Genomic DNA, 16,824 nt, shown 5'->3' on the forward strand with positions numbered 1-16,824 from the left:
CAGACTTACAAGCTTTCGACTTGAACCTTGCCACGAGGGCTTGACTCTTGCCGTCTCACCCAGCGAGTGGCTGTTCCTGAGAAGCGGGGCGAATGTTATAGACGCCCCCCAACCCCGTCAACAGAAATTTTCAAAAAAGTTCAGCGATATAAAGGAGTTACGCGAAATCGACGGCAGGCGCCTTTGCCCAAGTGAGCGCCCATGCGAGAATGCGCGTCCTTTTTTCATCCTTATTAATGGTTAACCAGCGCAATGACCGCACAACTGATCGACGGCAAGGCGATCGCCGCCAGCCTCCGCCAGCAGATTGCCCAACGTGTCGCCGAACGCCGCCAGCAAGGCCTTCGTGCGCCAGGCCTGGCCGTAATCCTGGTCGGTACCGATCCCGCCTCCCAGGTCTATGTGTCACATAAACGCAAGGATTGCGAAGAAGTCGGCTTCCTCTCCCGCGCCTACGACCTGCCGGCCGAGACCAGCCAGGCCGATCTGCTCGCCTTGATCGACGAGCTCAACGAAGACCCGACCATCGACGGCATCCTGGTGCAGCTGCCGCTGCCCGAGCATCTGGACTCCTCCCTGCTGCTCGAGCGCATCCGTCCGGATAAAGATGTGGACGGCTTCCACCCCTACAACATCGGCCGCCTGGCCCAGCGCATGCCGCTGCTGCGCCCGTGCACGCCGAAGGGCATCATGACCCTGCTGGAAAGCACCGGCGCCGACCTGTACGGCATGCATGCCGTAGTCGTGGGCGCCTCCAATATCGTCGGCCGGCCGATGGCCATGGAGCTGCTGCTGGCCGGCTGCACCGTGACCGTCACCCACCGCTTCACCAAGGATCTGGCGGGCCATGTCGGCCAGGCCGACATCGTCGTGGTCGCGGCCGGCAAGCCGGGCCTGGTCAAGGGCGAGTGGATCAAGGAAGGCGCCATCGTCATCGACGTCGGCATCAACCGCCAGGAAGACGGCAAGCTGGTCGGCGACGTGGTTTACGAGACCGCCCTGCCCCGCGCCGGCTGGATCACCCCGGTGCCGGGCGGCGTCGGCCCGATGACCCGCGCAGGCCTGCTGGAAAACACCCTGCACGCAGCCGAACACCTGCATAAATAAGCAGCGCTGCACAACGAACAACGGCACCCGAGGGTGCCGTTGTCGTTTCTGCCGTAGCGATCAGTTGCGCGCCTGCTCCCAAGACTTGAGCAGCTCGTCGTAGGCGATGGTTTCGCCCTGCGGCTTCTCGTTCTCCAGCTTGGGCTTGGGCGCACCGGGCTGATCGAACCAGTACTGCGGATCCCGCGGCTCGTTCAGCTTCGGCCCGCACTCACCTAGCACACCGGAGCGCTCCAGACGACCGAGCATGGTGTCTTGCGCTGCGGCCAGGCCATCGAGCGCCTGTTGCGGGGTCTTGTCGCCACTGGCGGCCTCGGCGATGAACTGCCACCACAGCTGGGCCAGACGCGGATAATCCGGCACGTTGGTACCGGTTGGCGTCCACTGCACGCGGGCCGGGCTGCGGTAGAACTCCACCAGCCCGCCGAGCTTGGGTGCGGCGTCGGTCATGGCCTGGGAGTTGATGTCCGACTCGCGGATCGGCGTCAGGCCGACCAGGGTCTTCTTCAGCGACACGGTCTTGGAAGTGACGAACTGCGCATAGAGCCAGGCAGCCAGGCGCTGCTTCTCCGGGGTGGACTTGAGGAAGGTCCAGGAACCGGCATCCTGATATCCGAGCTTCATGCCCTCCTCCCAGTACGGCCCTTTCGGCGACGGCGCCATACGCCATTTCGGCGTGCCGTCCTCGTTGACCACCGGCAGGCCCGGCTTGGTCATGTCGGCGGTAAAGGCGGTATACCAGAAGATCTGCTGGGCGATGGCACCCTGCGCCGGCACCGGGCCCGCCTCGGAGAAGGTCATGCCCTGGGCCTCACGCGGTGCGTACTGGCGCATCCAGTCGACGTATTTCTGCGTCGCGAACACCGCCGCCGGACCGTTGGTGTCGCCGCCGCGGGCAACGCTGGAACCCACCGGCCGGCAGCCGTCGACGCGAATGCCCCACTCGTCTACCGGCAACCCGTTTGGCAGGCCCTTGTCGCCGCCACCGGCCATGGAAAACCAGGCGTCGGTGAAGCGCCAGCCCAGCGACGGGTCCTTCTTGCCGTAGTCCATGTGGCCGTAGACGCGCTGACCGTCGATTTCCTTGACGTGCACCGAGAAGAACTCGGCGATGTCCTCATAGGCCGACCAGTTGACCGGTACGCCCAGTTCGTAGCCGTAGATTTCCTTGAACTTGGCTTTCAGCTCCGGGCGCTCGAACCAGTCGGCGCGGAACCAGTAGAGGTTGGCGAACTGCTGGTCGGGCAGCTGATAGAGCTTGCCGTCCGGCCCGGTGGTGAAGGACAGACCGATGAAGTCCTCGAGATCCAGGGTCGGTGAAGTGAAGTCCTTGGCCTCGCCCTCGATCATGTCGCTGATCGCCACCGCCTTGCCGTAACGCGCGTGGGTGCCGATCAGGTCGGAGTCGTTGACCCAGCCGTCGTAGATGTTCTTGTCCGACTGCATCTGCGTCTGCAGCTTCTCGACCACATCGCCTTCCTGCAGCAGGTCGTGCTTGAGCTTGATCCCGGTGATCTCGCTGAACGCCTTGGCCAGCACCTTGGACTCGTACTCGTGGGTGGTGATGGTTTCCGACACCACGCTGATGTTCATGCCGCGAAACGGCTCGGCGGCCTTGATGAACCATTTCAGCTCTTCGAGCTGCTGCTCGGGCGTCAGGGTCGAGGGGTTGAACTCCTCGGCGATCCATTTCTTCGCGGCCTCTTCATAGGCATCCGCCCAGGCCGCACCGCTCAAACCGGACAACGCCAGCAAGGCGGCCAACGCCATGCTATGTCGGGTCTTGTTGTTATTGTCGAACATAGAGACCTCCATCTCAGGATTTGGGGAGAGGCATACCGGCGGCAGCCCGGCTCAGCCCCAGCGCATGACTGCGCACAACCACAACAGCGATAGCAGCGAGGCTATCCACACGCTCCAGTCGGTCACGCCTATCACCAGCAGGTGCAGGTAGGCGCCGCCGAGCAGACCGATGAACAACCGATCACCCCGGGTGGTGGTGATCGGCAGAAAACCCTTGCGCTCGACGCACGGCCAGCGCAGCTCGACCAGCGTCATGCCGGCCAGCAGCACGGCGATGCCGGCGAAGAACAGCGCGGTCGGTAGAGTCCAGGCCATCCAGCTCATGACGAACCTCCCTTACACGCGACCGAGGGCGAAGCCCTTGGCCACATGGTTGCGAACGAACCAGATCACCAGCATCCCCGGGATGATGGTCAGCACCCCGGCAGCGGCCAGCACGCCCCAGTCGATGCCCGAGGCGGACACGGTACGGGTCATCACTGCGGCGATGGGCTTGGCGTCCACCGAGGTCAGGGTGCGCGCCAGCAGCAGCTCGACCCAGGAAAACATGAAGCAGAAGAAGGCCGTGACGCCGATGCCGGAGCGGATCAGCGGGATGAATATCTTCACGAAGAATTTCGGGAAGCTGTAACCGTCGATATAGGCCGTCTCGTCGATTTCCTTCGGCACGCTGGACATGAAGCCCTCGAGAATCCACACCGCCAGCGGCACGTTGAACAGGCAGTGCGCCAGCGCCACGGCGATATGGGTGTCGAACAGGCCGATGGACGAATAGAGCTGGAAGAACGGCAGCAGGAACACAGCCGGCGGCGCCATGCGGTTGGTCAGCAGCCAGAAGAACAGGTGCTTGTCGCCGAGAAAACGATAGCGCGAGAAGGCATAGGCCGCCGGCAACGCCACGCTGAGCGAGATCAGGGTGTTGAGGCTGACGTAATACAGCGAATTGAGGTAGCCCTCGTACCAGCTGCGGTCGGTGAAGATCACCCGGTAGTTGTCCAGGGTGAAGTTCTGCGGCCACAGGCTGAGCCCCCCGAGAATCTCGGTGTTGCTCTTGAACGACATGTTCAGCAGCCAGTAGATCGGCACCAGCAGAAACAGGAAGTAGATCAGCAGTGCCAGACGTTTGCGCAGCATCATGGTCGGCCTCAGCGGGTTTTGTCGTCGTGGGTCATGGCGGTGTAGAACAGCCAGGACACCAGCAGGATGATCAGGAAGTACACCAGCGAGAACGCCGCGGCCGGGCCCAGATCGAACTGGCCGATGGCCATTTGCGTCAGGGTCTGGCTGAGGAAGGTGGTGGCGTTGCCCGGCCCGCCGCCGGTGAGCACGAACGGCTCGGTGTAGATCATGAAACTGTCCATGAAGCGCAGCATCACCGCGATCAGCAGCACGCTTTTCAGCTTGGGCAGCTGGATATGGCGGAACACCGCCCAGTTCGACGCACGGTCGATGCGCGCCGCCTGGTAATAGACGTCGGGAATGGCGCGCAGCCCGGAATAGCACAGCAGCGCCACCAGCGAGGTCCAGTGCCAGACGTCCATGATCAGCACCGTCACCCAGGCGTCCATGGTGTTGGAGGCGTAGTTGTAGCTGATGCCCAGCTTGTTCAGCGTCCAGCCCATCAGGCCGATGTCGGCGCGGCCGAAGATCTGCCAGATGGTGCCGACCACGTTCCACGGGATCAGCAGCGGAATGGCCATCAGGATCAGGCACAGCGACGCCCAGCGCCCGCGTGTCGGCATGCACAGGGCGATGGCGATGCCTAACGGAATCTCGATCAGCAGCACGCAGGCGGAGAAGATGAACTGACGCAGCAGCGAGTCGTGCAGACGCGGGTCCTGCAGCACCTGCTTGTACCAGTCGACGCCGACGAAGTAGCGCGTGGAGGGGTCGAAGATGTCCTGCACCGAGTAGTTGACCACCGTCATCATCGGCACGATGGCGCTGAACGCCACCAGCAGGAACACCGGCAGCACCAGCCACCAGGCCTTGTTGTTCTGCACCTTCATGGCGCCACCTCCACCAGGTAGTCGTCGGCATAGAGCATCAGCCACTGCGCCGGGAAGCTCAGGTAGACCTGCTCGCGCGGCACCGGCTGATCTTCCTGCAGGCGCGCCTTGAGCACCTGACCGTCGAGGTCGAAGGTGAGGATCTTGTAGGTGCCGAGGTCCTCGACATGCAGCACGCGGGCGCACAGCGCGTCTTCATAGGCGCCGTCCCAGATGTGCACGAACTCGGGACGAATGCCCGCCTGCAGGCGCTTGCCGTCCAGTTCGGCGAGGCGCTGGTTGAGCGCGTCGGACAGCGGCAGGACCGTGCCGGCGAACCGCACCCCGCCCTCGCAGCGCTGCACCTCGATCAGGTTCATGCCGGGGCTGCCAATGAAGTAGCCGACGAAGGTGTGCCCGGGGCGCTCGAACAGCTCGCGCGGCGTGCCGAACTGGACGATCTGCCCGCCGTACATCACCGCGATCTTGTCGGCGAAGGTGGAAGCCTCCAGCTGATCGTGGGTGACGTAGACCATGGTGATATTGAACTGCTCGTGAATCTGCTTGAGCTTGCGCCGCAGCTTCCACTTCAGATGCGGGTCGATCACCGTCAGCGGCTCATCGAAGAGAATCGCCGACACATCGTCGCGCACCAGGCCACGGCCCATGGAGACCTTCTGCTTCTCGTCGGCGGTGAGGTTGCGCGCCTTCTTGTGCAGCAGCGGATGCAGCTCCAGCACCTCGGCGATCTCGTGCACCTTGCTCATCACCCGCGCTTCGTCCATGCCCTGGTTGCGCAGTGGGAAGGCCAGGTTGTCGAACACCGTCATGGTGTCGTAGACCACCGGGAACTGGAAAACCTGGGCGATATTGCGCTGCTGCGGCGACAGCGTGTTGACCGCCTTGCCGTCGAACTGCACCTCGCCCTGCGACGGGCTGAGCAGACCGGAGATGATGTTGAGCAACGTCGACTTGCCGCAGCCCGAAGGTCCCAGCAGCGCATAGGCGCCGCCCTGCTGCCAGACGTGGTTCATCTCGCGAATCGCGTAGTCTTCCGGCGCTTTCGGCGTGCCGCTGTAGCTGTGCGCCAGGTTATGCAGACGAATCTCGGCCATCAGGCAGCCCTCCCCTGACGGCGACTGGGCGCCTGCACCAATTGCCCATCGGCAGCGAAGACGAACAGCTTGTGGGTAGGGATGTAGATCAGGATCGGCGTATCCACCGCGTACTCGTGCACGCCCGGCAGGTGCAGCACCAGCACAAACTGCTCGTTGCGCACGTGGAGGAAGGTTTCCGAGCCGCTGATCTCGGCCAGCTCGACGGTCACAGCCAGTTCCAGATCATCGTCGTTGGACGGCACCAGGCCGATATGGCTGGGGCGCACGCCAAAGCGGTACTCGCCCTCGGCAATGCCACGCAGATCGGGGTTGAGCGGAAAGTGCACGCAATCGGCGAAGCTCACCTCGGTGCCACTGATGCGCCCCGGCATCAGGTTGATCGCAGGTTCCGAGAACAGCTCGGCGGCCAGCACCTGCTGCGGGCGGTGGTAGACCTCGGCGGTCTTGCCGCTCTGCACCACCCGCCCTTCGTGGAGGATGGTGGTGGTGCCACCGAGGGCCAGCGCCTCGTTGGGCTCGGTGGTGGCGTAGATGGCGATGGTGTGGCGCGCCTGGAACAGCTCGCGCATTTCCTGACGCAGCTCCTCGCGCAGCTTGTAGTCGAGGTTGACCAGGGGCTCGTCGAAGAGGATCAGGGACGCGTCCTTGACCAGCGCTCGGGCCATGGCCGTGCGCTGCTGCTGGCCGCCTGACAGCTCCAGCGGGTAGCGCGACAGCAGCTTGTCGATGCGCAGCATGCGCGCGGTGGCCTCGACCTTCTCGACGATCAGCTCCTTGGCCACACCAGCCTGACGCAGCGGCGAGGCGATGTTCTCGAACACCGTCAGGGTCGGGTAATTGATGAACTGCTGATAGACCATCGACACATTGCGCTGACGCACCGGCACGCCGGTGACATCGGCGCCGTTCATCAGCACGCGGCCGCTGCTGGGCCGGTCCAGCCCGGCCATCAGGCGCATCAGGCTGGTCTTGCCGGCCAGAGTGCGGCCGAGCAGAACGTTGAAGGACCCGGGTTCGAAACTCAGGCAGGCATCGTCGATATGCACCTGGCCATCGACGATACGGGTGACGTGTTCGAGCTTGAGCGACATGGCCTGTCCTTTTTCTTGTCGTGCCATTCGGTTTCGAACACCTACAGCGACAAGCGTGCCAGACCGCCGGAAATCGGAATATCCAACTGATATTCAAGAGAAAAAGCGCGAGATCGGGTTGCCTGGCGATGTTCGACTGAACACTTTTGAACAGTCAGATGTGAACAACTGAACAATTCGTTCGTTGACATTGAACAGTCATGAACGAGACTGGACCAATCGCGACACAGATCGCGAACCGACAAGAAGAGATCGCACCATGACAGAAGCTGCCCGTGCCCCGGCACACGACACCATCATCCAGGAGTCCTGGTCGCGTTGTCGTGACTACGGCCTGACCCACCAGAGCACGCCGCGCTTCGACCCGCCGGCCCCCGGCGAACTCTCGGCCCTGCTGGAAAGCCGCCAGGCGCTGGTGCAGACCACCCATCAGGAAGTGCTGCCCTACTACGGCACCATCCTCGCCAACTCCAACTGCCTGATCATGCTCGCCGACGAGCAGGGTCGGCTGCTGCAATCCTGGGGCGACCAGCGTTTCATCGAGCCGCGCCAGGCCGCCGGCTTCGTCGCCGGGGCCAGCTGGCTGGAGCGCTACACCGGCACCAACGCCATCGGCACCGCGCTCAGTTGCGGCCAGGCCGTGCATATCCAGCACGACGAGCACTTCCTCAAGGCCAACCGTTTCATGACCGGTTCAGCCTCGCCGATCTTCGACGAGCAAAGGCGCATGATCGCCGTGCTCGACGTGTCCAGCGACAGCTACCTGCCGCCGGCGCACACCCTCGGCATGGTCAAGATGATGAGCCAGTCGGTGGAGAATCGCCTGATCCTCAAGCTGTTCGCCGACCAGTATCACCTGCTCAGCTTCAACACCAGCCTGGACAACCTCGACAGCCCCTGGGCCGGCCTGGTGGTGTTCGACGAACGCGGCCATGTGGTCTCGGCCAACCGCCGCGCCGACAACCTGCTTGGCCAGTCGCTGACCTACGGCACCATCGAGCAGTTGTTCGACGTGCCACTGCAGCAACTGCTCAACCAGCCGGACGGCCAGCCGTTTAGCCTGCGCACCAGCGGCCATTTTCGCTTTCACGCGCGGGTGCGCCGCCCTGCCCGGCCGGCGCCGATACAGGCCCGCGATTTCCGTCCGCAGGGCCCTGCGCCCGTACCCGAGGAGCCGCCGCTGCGTGCGCTGAGCCTGGGTGACGCGCGGATGGACAAGGCCATCCGCCTGGCCGAGCGGTTGCTGGAAAAGGACATCCCAATCCTGGTGCAGGGTGAAACCGGCGCCGGCAAGGAGGTCTTCGTCAAGGCTCTGCACCGCGCCAGTTCGCGCGCCGATCAGCCCTTCATCGCGGTCAACTGCGCCGCCATTCCGGCAGAGCTGGTGGAGTCGGAGCTGTTCGGCTACGAAAAAGGCGCCTTTACCGGCGCCAGCCAGAAGGGCCATATCGGGCTGATCCGCAAGGCGCACAAGGGCACGCTGTTTCTCGACGAGATCGGCGACATGCCGCTGCGGGTGCAGGCGCGTCTGCTGCGCGTGCTACAGGAGCGCTGCGTGCAGCCACTGGGCAGCAGCGAGCTGCATCCGGTGGACGTACGCCTGGTCTCCGCCACCAACCGTCCACTGCGCCAGGACGTCGACAGCGGCCAGTTCCGCGCCGACCTCTACTACCGAATCAGCGGCCTGAACCTGGAGCTGCCACCGCTGCGCGAGCGCAGCGACAAGCAGGCGCTGTTCCAGCGGCTATGGGAGCAACATCGCGAACCCAGGCAGTGGGCGGGGCTCAGCCGCGAGGTCGTGGAGCTGTTCGAGCGCCACCCCTGGCCGGGCAATCTGCGCCAGCTAAGCAGCGTGCTGCGCGTGGCCCTGGTGATGGCCGATGAGCAACCTATCCGTGCCGAACACCTGCCGGACGATTTCTTTCTCGACCTGCCAACGGACGCCCCTGAGCAAGCCCCGGCCGAGATCGACGCCTGCGACCTGGCCAGCCAGTACCAGGCCTGCGGCGGCAACATTTCCTACCTGGCCCGCCACCTCGGCCTGAGCCGTAATACGCTGTACAAGCGTCTGCGCGAACAGGGCGTCAGGCCCTGACGGTAGGCCGCGCCCGCAGGCCAAAGCGCCAGCCCTGCTGCATGCCCGCCGCGGCCAGCAGGATGGCCGCCACGCCGAGCCATTGCAGCGGGCTGAGCCAGTGATCGAAGGCCAGCCAGTCGACGAAGATCGCCGCCACCGGGTAGATGAACGACAGTGCGCCGGTCAGCGCCGTCGGCAGTTTCTGGATGGCGCCGTAGAGCAGCATGTACATCAGCCCGGTATGCACCACGCCCAGGGTCATCAGGCTGGCCCAGGCCGCCTCGCCCTGCGGCAGCTGATGCCCAGCCAGGGGCGCCAGCATCAGCACACCGGTCAGCAGTTGAATCAGCGCGATCAGATGCGGCGGCGTAGCGCTGAGACGTTTGACGATCAACGCCGCGACCGCATAGAGCAGCGCCGCCCCCAGCGCCAGGGCGATGCCCAGTAAATAGTTGCCGCCAGCCACCGCACCACGACCATGGGCACCGACGATGGCCAGCATGCCGATGAAGGCCAGCGCCAGCCAACCGAGCTTGAGCCAGGTGATGCGCTCGCCGAGAAACAGCGCCGCCAGCCCCACCAGCATGAACGGCTGGACGTTGTACACCACGGTACTGACGGCGATGGATGCCTGCGCGTAGGAGGCGAACAGCAGCAGCCAGTTGCCGACAATGGCCACACCGCTGAGCACCGCCAGCAGCAATACCCGTCGCCCCAGCAGCTCGGCGCGCAGCAGGCCGAGCACGGCGCAGACCAGCAACAATGCGGCGCCGCCGATCAGGCAGCGCCAGAACACCACGTCCACCACCGCCTGGCCGGAGGCCAGCACGAACCAGCCGATGGTGCCGGAAATCAGCATCGCGGCGATCATTTCCAGCGAGCCACGCTTGAGCTTGTTGTCCACGGTTCGATCCTCGCTTTGACAGGCCTCCATTATCCGAAGGTGCAACTTTCCTCTCCATGGCGAATCTGAGGCAAAATCTGCCTCATGCCTTTTTTACAACGGCAGATTCCGGCTTTTGCCTAACGAGGCCTGCAATGACCGATGAAATCGACCAGACCCTGATCGCGGCCCTGATGGAAGACTCGCGGCGCTCCCTGAAGGCCCTCGCGCAGATCAGTGGCCTGTCCTCACCCAGCGTGGCCGAGCGCCTGCGCCGCCTGGAAGAACGCGGCGTACTCAAGGGCTACCGAGTGGAAATCGATCCAAGCCACTTCGGCTATCAGCTGCAGGCCATCGTTCGCGTGCGCCCGCTGCCCGGCAAGCTGCACGAGGTGGAACGGCTGATCCAGGCCACCCCCGAGTTCACCGAATGCGACAAGGTCACAGGCGAGGACTGCTTCATCGCTCGCCTGCACGTGCGCTCGATGGAGCAACTGGACGAGGTGCTCGACCGCATCAACGGCCATGCCGAAACCAACACCGCCATCGTCAAGAAGACCTCGGTGCCCCGCCGCCTGCCCCCGATGAACTGACAAGGAACGATCATGCACCCATCCCTTCGCCCTCTGCTCCTCGCGCTCGGCCTTTGCCTGGGCAGCCAATCGGCCTTCGCCGAGCTGCGCCAGGCAGTCGATGCTGCTGTGGAACCGATGATGCAGACCTATGCCATCCCCGGCATGGCCATCGCCATCAGCCACAAGGGCCAGCAGCATTTCTTCGAGTACGGCGTCGCCTCACGTGAAAGCGGCCAGGCCGTGGATCGCCACACCCTGTTCGAACTGGGCTCGATCAGCAAACTCTTCACCGCCACCCTCGGCGCCTACGCCGAAGCGCGCGGTACGCTGAACCTCAGCGACAACGCCAGCCAGTACCTGCCGGCGCTACAGGGCAGCGCGTTCGATCACATCAGTCTGCTGGACCTGGCCACCTACACCCCTGGCGGCCTGCCACTGCAGTTTCCGGATGCAGTCGGCAACGAACGCCAGATGCTCGATTACTACCGCAACTGGCAGGCGGTCTACCCGCCCGGCACGCAACGACTGTATTCCAACCCCAGTATCGGCCTGTTCGGTCACCTGGCCGCCGCCAGCCTGGCCAAGCCGTTCCAGGAACTGATGGAGCAGGACCTGCTGCCGCAACTGGGCATGCAGGAAAGCTACGTGCAGATACCGGCCGAGCAGATGACGCGCTATGCCTGGGGCTACCGCGACGACAAGGCCGTGCGGGTCAGCCCCGGCGCGCTGGATGCCGAAGCCTACGGCTTGAAATCCACTGCCGCGGACATGCTGCGCTTCATCGACGCCAACCTGCACCCGGACAAGCTGCCCGCACCGCTGCACCAGGCCGTCAGCTCCACCCATCGCGGTTACTATCAGGTCGGCGACATGACGCAGGGCCTGGGCTGGGAGCGCTATGCCTACCCCATCAACCTGGCGAAGCTGCAAGCGGGCAACTCCGCCGAGATGGCCCTGCAACCCCAGGCGGTGGAGCGTTTCAGCGCACCCACGCCGGCCGAAGGTGACCTGCTGCTGAACAAGACCGGCTCTACCAACGGCTTCGGCGCCTACATCCTGCTGCTGCCGGCACGCGATACCGGCCTGGTGATACTCGCCAACCGCAACTACCCCAATGCCGAGCGCATACGCCTGGCGTTGCAGTTGCTCGAGGCGCTTGGCTTACCGGCGCCTCAGGAATAGAGGCTGGAGTCGGCGTTGGCTGCGACCGACTGCCTCCGACGTGAGCGACAAACGGTCGCCAGCCGATAGCCGCCTGAGCCCGCTGCTGACCGGGCTCGATGTGAAGAGCCGGGATTTTCACTGACCCCAGACCAGCCGGCATTCTTGATAGACTATCGGCCCTTTTTGTCGCCAACGCCTACAGACCAGCCTGTCGGTGCTCGGGACAACGCCACTCAGCCGAACGTCTATGCAACCAGAGAACACCACCCGCCCCGCCCTGTCCCGCCGCTTTTCCGTGGCGCCGATGATGGATTGGACTGATCGCCACTGCCGCTTCTTCCTGCGTCAGCTGTCGCGTCACGCCCTGCTCTATACCGAGATGGTCACCACCGGCGCGCTGATCCATGGCGACCGCGAACGTTTTCTGCGTTACAGCGAATGCGAGCATCCCATCGCCCTGCAGTTGGGCGGTAGCAACCCGCAGGATCTGGCCGCCTGCGCGAAGATGGCCGAGCAGCATGGCTACGACGAGGTAAACCTGAACGTCGGCTGCCCCAGTGATCGAGTACAGAACAACATGATCGGCGCCTGCCTGATGGGGCATCCGGCGCTGGTGGCCGACTGCGTGAAAGCCATGCGGGACGCGGTGAGCATTCCGGTAACGGTCAAGCACCGCATCGGCATCAATGGCCGCGACAGCTATTCCGAGCTATGCGATTTCGTCGGCCAGGTGCGGGACGCCGGCTGCCGCAGCTTCACCGTGCATGCCCGTATCGCCATCCTCGAGGGGCTGTCGCCGAAGGAAAATCGCGAGATTCCGCCGCTGCGCTACGATGTGGCCGCCCAGCTCAAGCGTGACTTCCCGGATCTGGAAATCATCCTCAACGGCGGCATCAAGACGCTGGAAGAATGCGAGCAGCATCTACAGACCTTCGATGGTGTGATGCTCGGCCGCGAGGCCTACCACAACCCTTATCTGCTGGCGCAAGTGGACAACCGCCTGTTCGGCGCGGCGGCACCCAGCATCAGTCGCATGGACGCCCTGCTCGCACTCAAGCCCTACGTCGAGCAGCACCTACGCGAAGGCGGCACCCTGCATCACGTCAGCCGCCATGTGCTCGGCCTGGCTCAGGGCTTTCCCGGCGCCCGGCGCTTTCGTCAGCTGCTGTCGGTAGACATCCACAAGGTGCAGGATCCGCTGGGGCTGCTGGATCAGGCCGCCGAATTGCTCCGCGGGCACTGATCCGGCGCCGTCAGGCGGTAACGGCTGCGCCCGGTGGCCTGCACCATGCCGTGTTCCTCCATACGGCGCAGCACCTGCCGCACGCTGACCAGTGACAGCGGCTCGCCCGCCTCGCTCAGCTGCCGATGCAAGTCGCGGCTGGAGATTCCCTGCTCGTCGTCGGCGCCATACAGCGCCTCCACCACCTTGAGTCTCGGCATGCTGAAACGCAGCCCTGCGGCCTGCAGCCATTCGCGGCACTGACGGGTATCCGGAGCCGCGCGGCATAGTGAACGAGAGCGCTGAGTTTGGGTCGACATATTCGGGCTCCTTGGCTGCTCATCTGAAGTCGGACTCCACCGACCTCGGCGCGTTTCACCGCACCTTCATATGTTAAGACGAACGAGCAGGCCAAAAGCGCGCCCCCAAAAGGTAAAAAATTGTCAGTGACTCGACCGTTGAGCGCCCGCAGCGCCTCGGGTAAGGTCATGCCATCTGCAACGACAAGGCCTCGTCATGACCTCCAAGCTGGAACAACTCAAGCAGTTCACCACCGTGGTCGCCGATACCGGTGATCTCGACGCCATCGCCCGGCTCAAGCCGGTGGATGCCACCACCAATCCCTCCCTGCTGCTCAAGGCCGCATCGCTGCCGGGCTACGCCGATCTTCTGAAACAGGCCGTCAGCGCCGGCAAGGGTGATCCGGGTCTGGCCTGCGACCACTTCGCCGTTGCCGTTGGCCAGGAGATTCTCAAGGTCATTCCCGGGCGCATTTCCACCGAGGTGGATGCCCGCCTGTCGTTCGATACCGGCGCCACCCTGCTGCGCGCCGAGCGTCTGGTCGGCCTCTATGAGCAGGCCGGCATCGGCCGCGAACGGGTGCTGATCAAGATCGCCTCGACCTGGGAAGGCATTCGCGCTGCCGAGCAGCTGGAAAAATCCGGCGTGCAGACCAACCTCACCCTGCTTTTCTCCTTCGCCCAGGCGCAAGCGTGCGCCGATGCCGGCGTATTCCTCATCTCGCCTTTCGTCGGCCGCATCTACGACTGGTACAAGAAAACCGAGAGCCGTGACTTTGTCGGCAGCGAAGATCCGGGCGTGCAGTCGGTCAGCCGTATCTACGACTACTACAAGGCCAACGGTTACGACACCGTGGTGATGGGAGCGAGCTTCCGCAACCTCGGCCAGATCGAAGCGCTGGCCGGCTGCGATCGCCTGACCATCAGCCCTGAACTGCTGCAGAAGCTGGCCGAGGATGAGGGCGAACTGAGCCGCAAGCTTGCTCCGGGCGGCGCTGGCGAAGCTCGTCAGACGCTGGACGAAAGCGCCTTCCGTTGGGCGTTGAACGAAGATGCGATGGCCACCGAGAAACTGGCCGAGGGCATCCGCCTGTTCGCCCGTGACCAGGAAAAGCTCGAGGCACTGCTGGCCGCCAAGGCCTGAACAAAAAAAGGGGGCGCCAGCCAAGCTGACGCCCCTTTCGAATACTACGAGATCAATACGTAGGGTGCGCCGTGCGCACCTGAGGCTTTCTTTGAATCAGTCGGTGCGCACAGCGCACCCGACGGAAAACCAGGGAGGTCAGTGCCGCTCGAGCGCACTGACCAGATCATGGAAGGCCTCGCGGTTGGAGTCGTTCAACCCCATCAGGATACGGTGCGCTTCCAGCACCTTGGCCTTGACCACTTCCTCGTTCTGATCCTGCGATGGCAGGTCGTCCAGTGCTTCCGGGCAGGGAATCGGACGATCGACGATATTGAACACCTGATCGAAACCCATCGACTGCAGCAGGCGGGTGATATCGTCGTGCGTGGTCACCACGGTCGGCAACAGGCCCACCTTCTGCCGCGAAAGAATGGACAGTTTGGCCAGCAGACCCAGGGTGGTGCTGTCGATGCTGCGGGTTTCGGTCAGGTCGATGACGATGGCCGAAAAATTCAACGCGGTGAAAATCTTCTCAATCGTGGCATCCAGCGCCGAACACAGCGTCAGACGGACTTCGCCGACGAATTTCAGGACGAATGTGCCATCCTGCTCGGCGAATTGGATGCGACCGGGGCTCATCCCAGGGTTCATGCAAGGTTCCTGCTCAACACCAGCAAGGCAATATCATCCGGCATCTCACCCAGATTGGCCAGACCGAGAACTTGACGCAAACCGTCAAGCGTACCGCCAGCCTGGCTAACCAGTTGTGGCAACGCCAATTCCTTCTCCTTCAGCGTCTCGCCTGGCAGCAGGTCGAGAATGCCGTCGGAAAGCAAGGTGAGGCTGAATGATTCGGGCAGCTTCATGACCTGATCGCCATACTCGGCCTCTGCGAACAGGCCGACCGGCAGGCCGCGCCCTTCCAGATACCGCGCCTCGCCATTCTCGAACAGTACCGGCAGCGGCAAATGGCCGCCGATGCTGTAGGTGAGCTGGCCGCTCTGTTCGTCGATCACCCCGCCCAGCATGGTCACATGCTTGCCGAGCTTGCAGTTGATCAACCCGCGATTGATGTGGCCGAGCACATCGGAGGGCTTGAACTCGGGTAGCGAACCGCCCCGCCGCCACTCGTAGAGCAGGCGCGTGGTCATGAACTTGAGCAGCACGGTGACGAAGGCCGAAGAAGCGCCGTGCCCGGAAACGTCCGCCAGGTAGAAGCCGATGCGTCGCTCGTCGATGCGGAAGTAGTCGACGAAATCACCGGACAGGTACAAGGAGGGGATGATCTTGTGCGCGAAGGTCAGGCCATCGACCTGCCAGGGCGTCACCGGCAGCATGTTCATCTGCACCTGGCGACCGGCGTTCTGGTCTTCCTGCAGCAGGTGCAGGCTGGCCTGCAGCTCGCGGTTGGCAGCCTCAAGCTTCTCGCGGTAGCGCTGGTTCTCCATGCGCAGGCGCGAGCGATCCAGTGCCCGACGCACCGAGTGCTCGAGCACCGCCAGGTCTTCCAGCGGCTTGATCAGGTAATCGGCAGCGCCCAGACGCAGGGCTTCGACGGCATCGTTCATGACGCCTGCGCCCGAGACCACAATCACCGGGACTTCGACACCCAGGGCGTTGATACGACGGATCAGCTCGAGGCCATCGACCTGCGGCATGCGCAGGTCACAGATCATCAGGTCGGGGCTTTCCTGCTGGAACACTTCCAGCCCCTGCAAACCGTTGTTGGCCTGCAATACCTTGAAGCCGCTGTCCTCGAGATAGGCTGCGAGGCTGGCACGCACGACATCGTCGTCGTCGATGATCAGCAGAGTGGCACTGGTTTTGTGCATGGGGTATCCAGGCAAACTGCGCCAGGGCAATTAGGGTGACTGCCCGTAGCGCGGCGCCGCATCAATGGCGCCAGGGCGATTTCAAGGGGCAGACGGTACTCCCATCTGGCGAGCGATTCAAGCCGGCACCGGTCGTCGTCCGGCGGCTTTACAGGGTAAATCGGCGGGAGTTATAAGAACCGCGGGAGAGCTCATAAGAAGAGGACAGGGTCCATGAGTCAGAGTGATCGAGCGTACAGCGAGAAACGCGACTACATCCGCATGCGACTGGAAGCGCCAGTCACCCTGCATCATGCTGGCCGGGAAATTCCGGCCCTGTGCCTGGATCTCTCCAGCACCGGCATGCAAATCGAGGCCGAAGTCATGCTGAAGATGGGCGACAAGGTCAAGGTGCACATCCCTTCCGAACACAGCGAACTGGCCGGCCTCGACGCCCAGGCCGAAGTGGTGCGAATCGGCGATCTGGGTGACGGACGCCAATCGCTGGGCCTGGCCATCATCTCGATGAGCTGAAACGCATGCTTACGAAAAAGGCGGCT

The 16,824-nt window shown here is 63.6% G+C and carries 17 protein-coding genes; 7 read left to right on the plus strand and 10 right to left on the minus strand.

Annotation, left to right across the window (positions count from 1 at the left end; all coding sequences use genetic code 11):
* The first annotated feature begins 252 nt into the window (after positions 1-252).
* On the plus strand, positions 253-1,107 hold the full coding sequence (gene folD / locus N7333_RS02915; RefSeq protein WP_003239941.1) for a bifunctional methylenetetrahydrofolate dehydrogenase/methenyltetrahydrofolate cyclohydrolase FolD: 855 nt from the start codon (positions 253-255) through the stop codon (positions 1,105-1,107).
* Between the two features lie 60 nt (positions 1,108-1,167).
* Here folD and N7333_RS02920 read toward each other — a convergent pair whose 3' ends face one another.
* The 6 genes from N7333_RS02920 to N7333_RS02945 are packed head-to-tail and all read right to left on the minus strand — an operon-like array spanning position 1,168 to position 7,107.
* Positions 1,168-2,910 carry an ABC transporter substrate-binding protein gene (locus N7333_RS02920; protein WP_096826380.1) on the minus strand — a complete coding sequence of 581 codons (1,743 nt, stop codon included), beginning with the start codon at positions 2,908-2,910 and terminating at the stop codon, positions 1,168-1,170.
* A gap of 51 nt (positions 2,911-2,961) precedes the next feature.
* Complete coding sequence (locus N7333_RS02925; protein ID WP_129482399.1) at positions 2,962-3,234, minus strand: DUF2160 domain-containing protein; 273 nt, start codon at positions 3,232-3,234, stop codon at positions 2,962-2,964.
* Positions 3,235-3,246: 12 nt separating this feature from the next.
* Positions 3,247-4,047, minus strand: coding sequence for a carbohydrate ABC transporter permease (locus N7333_RS02930; RefSeq protein ID WP_003239933.1), 801 nt, complete (start codon positions 4,045-4,047; stop codon positions 3,247-3,249).
* Between the two features lie 8 nt (positions 4,048-4,055).
* A complete protein-coding gene (locus N7333_RS02935; RefSeq protein ID WP_003239931.1) occupies positions 4,056-4,919 on the minus strand; it encodes a sugar ABC transporter permease in 864 nt (287 codons plus the stop codon).
* On the minus strand, positions 4,916-6,013 hold the full coding sequence (locus N7333_RS02940) for an ABC transporter ATP-binding protein (RefSeq protein ID WP_129482398.1): 1,098 nt from the start codon (positions 6,011-6,013) through the stop codon (positions 4,916-4,918). The genes N7333_RS02935 and N7333_RS02940 overlap by 4 nt, the downstream gene beginning before the upstream one ends.
* A complete protein-coding gene (locus N7333_RS02945; RefSeq protein ID WP_003239928.1) occupies positions 6,013-7,107 on the minus strand; it encodes an ABC transporter ATP-binding protein in 1,095 nt (364 codons plus the stop codon). The genes N7333_RS02940 and N7333_RS02945 overlap by 1 nt, the downstream gene beginning before the upstream one ends.
* Before the next feature lie 259 nt (positions 7,108-7,366).
* On the opposite strand from N7333_RS02945, the gene N7333_RS02950 reads away from it, so the two are divergent.
* Positions 7,367-9,202, plus strand: a complete 1,836-nt coding sequence (locus tag N7333_RS02950) for a sigma-54-dependent Fis family transcriptional regulator (protein WP_129482397.1) — start codon at positions 7,367-7,369, stop codon at positions 9,200-9,202.
* Here N7333_RS02950 and N7333_RS02955 read toward each other — a convergent pair.
* Positions 9,192-10,088: a DMT family transporter gene (locus N7333_RS02955; RefSeq protein WP_129482396.1), complete on the minus strand. Its 897-nt coding sequence runs from the start codon at positions 10,086-10,088 to the stop codon at positions 9,192-9,194. The two genes, N7333_RS02950 and N7333_RS02955, sit on opposite strands and share 11 nt — an antisense overlap.
* Before the next feature lie 134 nt (positions 10,089-10,222).
* On the opposite strand from N7333_RS02955, the gene N7333_RS02960 reads away from it, so the two are divergent.
* The 3 genes from N7333_RS02960 to dusA all read left to right on the plus strand — a co-directional run bounded on the left by N7333_RS02960 (position 10,223) and on the right by dusA (position 13,049).
* Entirely contained in the window at positions 10,223-10,660 is a 438-nt protein-coding gene (locus tag N7333_RS02960; RefSeq protein ID WP_012018475.1) for an Lrp/AsnC family transcriptional regulator, read from the plus strand.
* A gap of 12 nt (positions 10,661-10,672) precedes the next feature.
* Positions 10,673-11,824: a class C beta-lactamase gene (gene ampC / locus N7333_RS02965; RefSeq protein WP_129482395.1), complete on the plus strand. Its 1,152-nt coding sequence runs from the start codon at positions 10,673-10,675 to the stop codon at positions 11,822-11,824.
* Positions 11,825-12,053: 229 nt separating this feature from the next.
* Positions 12,054-13,049 (plus strand): tRNA dihydrouridine(20/20a) synthase DusA, encoded by a 996-nt coding sequence (gene dusA / locus N7333_RS02970; protein ID WP_129482394.1) that lies wholly within the window; start codon positions 12,054-12,056, stop codon positions 13,047-13,049.
* Here the strand turns inward: dusA and N7333_RS02975 are convergent.
* Positions 13,019-13,348 (minus strand): transcriptional repressor, encoded by a 330-nt coding sequence (locus N7333_RS02975; protein ID WP_129482393.1) that lies wholly within the window; start codon positions 13,346-13,348, stop codon positions 13,019-13,021. The two genes, dusA and N7333_RS02975, sit on opposite strands and share 31 nt — an antisense overlap.
* Before the next feature lie 196 nt (positions 13,349-13,544).
* Between N7333_RS02975 and tal the strand changes: the two genes are divergently transcribed.
* Positions 13,545-14,471 carry a transaldolase gene (gene tal, locus N7333_RS02980; protein WP_129482392.1) on the plus strand — a complete coding sequence of 309 codons (927 nt, stop codon included), beginning with the start codon at positions 13,545-13,547 and terminating at the stop codon, positions 14,469-14,471.
* A 138-nt stretch (positions 14,472-14,609) separates the two neighbouring features.
* On the opposite strand, the gene rssC is transcribed toward tal, so the two are convergent.
* Positions 14,610-15,092: an anti-sigma factor antagonist RssC gene (gene rssC / locus N7333_RS02985; RefSeq protein ID WP_003239915.1), complete on the minus strand. Its 483-nt coding sequence runs from the start codon at positions 15,090-15,092 to the stop codon at positions 14,610-14,612.
* 8 nt (positions 15,093-15,100) lie between these two features.
* On the minus strand, positions 15,101-16,285 hold the full coding sequence (gene rssB / locus N7333_RS02990) for a two-component system response regulator RssB (RefSeq protein ID WP_003239913.1): 1,185 nt from the start codon (positions 16,283-16,285) through the stop codon (positions 15,101-15,103).
* A gap of 213 nt (positions 16,286-16,498) precedes the next feature.
* Here rssB and N7333_RS02995 point away from each other — a divergent pair, with 213 nt between their 5' ends.
* On the plus strand, positions 16,499-16,798 hold the full coding sequence (locus N7333_RS02995) for a PilZ domain-containing protein (RefSeq protein WP_003239912.1): 300 nt from the start codon (positions 16,499-16,501) through the stop codon (positions 16,796-16,798).
* Positions 16,799-16,824: the final 26 nt, after the last annotated feature.

The organism is Pseudomonas sp. GD04158, from assembly GCF_029834875.1.
GTDB lineage: Bacteria > Pseudomonadota > Gammaproteobacteria > Pseudomonadales > Pseudomonadaceae > Aquipseudomonas > Aquipseudomonas hydrolytica.